This is a genomic window from Aminobacter sp. P4_H6_2 (assembly GCF_056400805.1).
Map to the genome: position 1 here is coordinate 1 of NZ_JBFUKO010000946.1, position 1421 is coordinate 1421.

The following is a 1421-nucleotide window of genomic DNA, read 5'->3' on the forward strand; positions in this document are numbered from 1 at the left end:
CTCAAGCTGCTGTGCGATGAACACCACCGGCACGAAGGCCAACAGCCAGAGAATTGGATTGCGGCGGATTTCTTTGAGCAAAAGAAGCATAGCTAAGGTCGTCTTCCTTTTCCTGGCCCAGAACTTCTGTCCATGCCTGCAATCGGCAAGATGCCTTCCGACCAGTCAGTTCCGCAGCATCRCTCTCCTGACCGTCGGTAGTTGGCATCCTGTCGCCGGGTGAACCTATTTCTTTTCGGGATCCTCGGTCTCCGTCGCTCGCAGCGCCTGGACACTGACAGCCGCAACAAGCCCCGTCAGTATGATGCCAGAAAAACCAATCAACACCGCCAGAATCCGCGTCATGAAATGTTGTGGCGCAAAATCCCCGTAGCCAATGGTAAGGCCGGTCACAAAGGTGAAATAAAGAGATTCATCCACACTCCAGCCTTCTATACTTCCTATGATGAGGCCTACCGCAACCATGGCCAGAAGAACCCCTGATATTATCGGCCATAAAACATACAGCTGCCTTAGGAGCGCAACAAAGAAGATGCGCCTTATTTGCCTCGACTGGAGTTTGACGGGTGATTCTTCAGGCATCGACTTATCCCTCTCGCACCTGACCCAACGACGGATATCAGCYGGCCATTACCCCCACGATCACCGTTCCCCATGTCGTGAGCAGGATGTGGCCGATTGGAACCGCCGGCGTGTAACCGAGCACGGCGACCGGACTGCCGGACCGGTCCTGGACGGCTGCCATGCCGGCCGTCATGGTCTGCGCCCCCGCCAGTCCCCCCAGCAGCAGTATGGGGTTCATGCGAAGCAGGTAGCGGCCAACGTAAAGCCCCACGATCATGGGCACTAAGGTGACGATCATTCCACCGAACAGAAGACCTATGCCCGCTTCGGCGATGGMAGACATGAACACAGGTCCGGCATGAAGACCGGTCATTGCGACGAAGGCTGCAAGGCCGAGCGCGGTCATCAGTGAAACGGCCGCATCCGGTATCCGACCGAAGAGGGGGTGACGCGTGCGCAGATGCCCCACCACCAAACCCGCCAGCAGCGTGCCCACGCTGGTACTCAACGAAATCCGCATGCCCGCGATGGGAACGGTGACGAGAACGCCGACAAGTCCACCAAGGAATATCGCAAGGCCAAGAACGAAGAAGTCGGTCGCTGACGTTGGTGCGACGACGACTCCAACGCGCTCAGCGGCACGTGATACGGCCGCTTCTGGGCCTACCAGCCGCACGATGTCGCCACGTTCGACCCCGATCCCGGGCGCGAAAGGGATGTCCTGCCCTCCACGCGTAATGCTGCGGAGATAGACGCTCCTTGCCCAGCTCTCCTTCGACACATCCTCGATGCTACGGCCTGCAAGGTCCGGGCGTGTCACCAGCACGTCTGCGATCGAGACCGGGACATCGAGGAGC

2 protein-coding genes are annotated in these 1421 nt (G+C 58.8%); both read right to left on the reverse strand.

Annotated elements, in window-relative coordinates:
- Nucleotides 1-225: 225 nt before the first annotated feature.
- A complete protein-coding gene (locus tag AC1DUU_RS31930) occupies nucleotides 226-582 on the reverse strand; it encodes a potassium channel family protein (protein ID WP_476787302.1) in 357 nt (118 codons plus the stop codon).
- A gap of 37 nt (nucleotides 583-619) precedes the next feature.
- A partial coding sequence (locus AC1DUU_RS31935; protein WP_476787303.1) for an aspartate-alanine antiporter-like transporter occupies nucleotides 620-1421 on the reverse strand: 802 nt, incomplete at its 5' end.